Raw genomic sequence first — 3,365 nt, 5'->3', positions numbered from 1 at the left:
CTTTCGGACTGTTTTGTCGCGCCTTCAGGAAAAAGGCGTGCCGAATTACTTCGGGGCCCAGCGCTTCGGCATGCGCGGCGATACCGCGCTCACCGGCGCCGCGCTCATGCGTGAGGATTACGAGGCTGCCGCGCGCCACATCGCGGGTTATCCCTCGGAATCCGATTCGGGAGGCGTGCGCGAGGCCCGGGAACTCTTCATGCGCGGCGAATTCGAAAAAGCCGCTACGACTTTTCCCCGCGGATACCCCGAGGCGTTTCATATTTGCAAGATGCTTGCCCGCAACGGCGGCGATTACAAGCGGGCGCTTTTTTCCATGGACCGCGGCATGCTGAAGTTCTACGTGTCCGCGCTGCAGTCGGAGCTATTCAACGAGGCCGTGGCGCGGCGGATCGGATTCCTCGATGAGGTCCGGGCAGGCGATTGGGCGCATAAGCACGACAGCGGCGGCGCTTTCCGCGTGGATGACCAAGCCGCCGAAAATCCGCGCGCCCTGCGTTTTGAGATCTCGGCCATGGGGCCGCTGTTCGGAAGCGAAATGCGCCCGGCTTCGGGAGAGCCGCTGCGCATCGAGGAAGAGATTTTGAAAGGCGCGGGACTTGCGCGCGGGGATTTCGAAAAGGCGCGGCCGTTTACGTGCCAGGGCGACCGCAGGCCGCTGCGGTTCAAGATGGAAGAGGTTTCATTCGAGACCGGCGCTGATCCGACGGGCGATTATTTGAAACTGCGGATGGTTTTGCCCTCGGGATGTTACGCTACGTCGGTGCTGCGGGAGCTCGGCAAGGATCGGATGAACGATGAAGCCCGGGTGGGAAAATCCGCTACGGCGTGAGCCTCTCGCGCTTCCACCGCCCGCGGCTTTTGCGGTAATGGATCCGGTCATGAAGTCGGCTCGGCTGTCCCTGCCAGAATTCAAAGGCGTCGGGCACCACGACGTACCCGCCCCAGCTCGGGGGATGGGGGATTTCCCGGCCGCGGTATTTTTTTTCCAGATCCCGGTACTGCTTGTCGAGCCAGGCCCTGTCCGGGATCACCGCGCTCTGGCGGTGCGAGGCCAGGGCCGCGATCTGGTATTCTTTCTGCCGGGAATGAAAATAGCGCTCGGACTCGCCCCGCGGCGTTTTTTTGACGCGGCCTTCGATGCGCACCTGGCGCTGCACCTGCGGCCAGTAAAAAAGGAGGGCCGCCCGGGGTCGGGCCGCGAGATCCCGGCCTTTGACGCTCTGATAATTGCTGAAGAAAACAAAGCCCTGCTTGCCGTAGGCCTTGAGCAGCACCATCCGGGCATGCGGCGTTTTTCCCGCGGTGGCCAGGCACATGGCGTGCGGCATCAGTACTTTGGCGCGCACGGCCTGGCGGTACCAGCGGTCAAAGAGCCGCAAAGGATCGGGACCGGCCATTTTTTCGGTCAAAGGGGTATGGGAATAGTCGTAGAAAAGCTTCGCAGGGTCCGTCATAAGGGATGCATCCTAACATGGGCAGGCGGCCCGGGCCACCAAGTTTTCGCGGGTATCGCGGCGGCCTTTCATTTGTTATAATGGTTCCGCCATGTCCCCTCTACTCGTCATCGGTATTCTTGCAGGACTCATCTCGGGCGGCCTTATCGTTTATGCCCTGGCCCGCGGCCCGAAAGCTACCCGTCCGCTGAGCGGCGTTGCCTCGGACCTCGGCCTTTCTCCCGCACTCGAACGCCAGCTCGGCCCGCTCAATCTTCCCAAAGACAAAATGCCCCGCGCCCTGCAGCTGGTCAGCGCTTTCGTGGATCAGGAAGTGCACCGCAAGACCGACCAGGTGCGCCATGAAATGAACCGTACCTACCAGCGCGTGATCCAGGAAAAAGACCAGGCGCTCACCGCAGCGCAGGAAAAAGTCACGGCCGTGACCGGCGAATTCCAGAAAGTCAGCAAGGCAAAAAAGAAAACCGAGACCGTGGTGCGTTCGCTTGCCGAAGGGCGCGTCGTGGTCAATGAACAAGGCTGCGCGCTGCTGGTCGATGCGGCCGCGGAAAAGATCCTGGGCCGGAAAAAGGAAGAGGTGATCGGCAAGCCCATCACCGAGGTCAAAAAGAAAGAGCAGGTCCTTTCGCTGCTCCGCAAGATGGCGGACCAGGAAGAAGAGACCGTGGCGCTTTTCACCGAGGATCCCGAAGTCCAGAAGCTTGTGCGGGGCAGCAGCGCGGTCATCGAAAACGAATCGGGCGAGGCCCGGGGCATGATCACCGTGGTTCCGGAAAGCGTGCCGGAACACGGAGTGGAAGAGACCAAGACGCAGTTCATGGCGGGCATCACGCACGAACTCCGCGCGCCGCTCGTCTGCATCCAAAAATCGCTGGAGGCGGTGCTGGAAGGAAATTTCGGCGCGGTGACGCCTGAGCAGAAAGATTACCTGCAGATCGCCCAGCGCAATTCCCGCAAGCTCTCCGACATGGTGAACCAGATCCTCGACTTTTCAAAAATCCAGGCCGGGCAGATGGTGCTCCGGCCGTCGCTTTTTCCGGCTGCCGAGCTGGCCCGCGAGATACGCGACAATTTTATTTCCTGGGCCGGGCAAAAGCAGATGAAGCTGAGCGTCACCGTGGAGGACGATTCCCTCATCGTCGAGGCGGACCGCGAGCGCCTGGCGCAGGCGCTGACCAACCTCGTTTCCAACGCGCTGAAATTCACGCCGGCCGGCGGTAAGATCGAAATTGCCGTGGGAAAGGCCGCCGAGAGCGAGACGCCCGCTTCCGAAAAGCGTTCTTTCGTGCGTTTCCTGATCCGGGACACCGGGCCGGGCATTCCCGAGGCCGACCGCGCGAAGATCTTCGACCAATTCAACCACGGTTCCGCGGCGCCCACGGACGGGGAAAAAGGCACGGGGCTCGGTCTTTCGATCACGCGCGAGATCATCAAGGCGCATGGCGGGCGCCTGTGGGTGGAAAGCCAGTCCGGCAAGGGCAGCACGTTCGCTTTTGTCGTTCCCCAATACCCTTCTTAGAATCCTGAACCGCGGCGGCCTTTCTGCTATAATCCGCTGTCTCATGCCCAAGCTGATCGTTACCGTCAAACCCAACGCGCGGAAAGAGGAAGTCTTCGAGCTGGGCGAAAACCGCTTCCGCGTTTCAGTGAAAGCGCCTCCCGCGGAAGGCCGGGCCAATGAGGCCGTGATTGAAGCCCTGCACGTCCATTTCCGCAGGCCGAAAAGCTGTTTCTCGATCGTAAGCGGCCATAAATCGAAAAATAAAATTGTCCTGATGGAAATCTAGAAAGGGACGGATGAAAGAAATCTGGCTGTGTTCGCTTGTGAGCGTTGCGCTGGTCAGTGCCGTGTCCGTCATCGGAATCTTCACGCTCTCGCTGAACGAAGCGCGCCTGAGAAAAGTCATC

At 60.8% G+C, this 3,365-nt stretch carries 4 protein-coding genes; 3 read left to right on the top strand and 1 reads right to left on the bottom strand.

The window, feature by feature from the left end:
- On the top strand, nt 1-832 hold an 832-nt coding region (gene truD / locus VL688_04020; protein ID HTL47213.1), incomplete at its 5' end, for a tRNA pseudouridine(13) synthase TruD.
- On the opposite strand, the gene pdxH is transcribed toward truD, so the two are convergent.
- A complete protein-coding gene (pdxH, locus tag VL688_04015; GenBank protein HTL47212.1) occupies nt 822-1,457 on the bottom strand; it encodes a pyridoxamine 5'-phosphate oxidase in 636 nt (211 codons plus the stop codon). The genes truD and pdxH overlap by 11 nt on opposite strands.
- 91 nt (nt 1,458-1,548) lie before the next feature.
- Here pdxH and VL688_04010 point away from each other — a divergent pair, with 91 nt between their 5' ends.
- Nucleotides 1,549-2,976 carry an ATP-binding protein gene (locus VL688_04010; protein ID HTL47211.1) on the top strand — a complete coding sequence of 476 codons (1,428 nt, stop codon included), beginning with the start codon at nt 1,549-1,551 and terminating at the stop codon, nt 2,974-2,976.
- 43 nt (nt 2,977-3,019) lie between these two features.
- Nucleotides 3,020-3,244, top strand: a complete 225-nt coding sequence (locus tag VL688_04005) for a DUF167 domain-containing protein (GenBank protein HTL47210.1) — start codon at nt 3,020-3,022, stop codon at nt 3,242-3,244.
- The last annotated feature ends 121 nt before the right edge of the window (nt 3,245-3,365 follow it).

The sequence above is a fragment of the Verrucomicrobiia bacterium genome, from assembly GCA_035495615.1.
Lineage (GTDB): Bacteria > Omnitrophota > Omnitrophia > Omnitrophales > Aquincolibacteriaceae > DATJFP01.
This window is presented reverse-complemented; position numbering and strand designations above follow the sequence as displayed.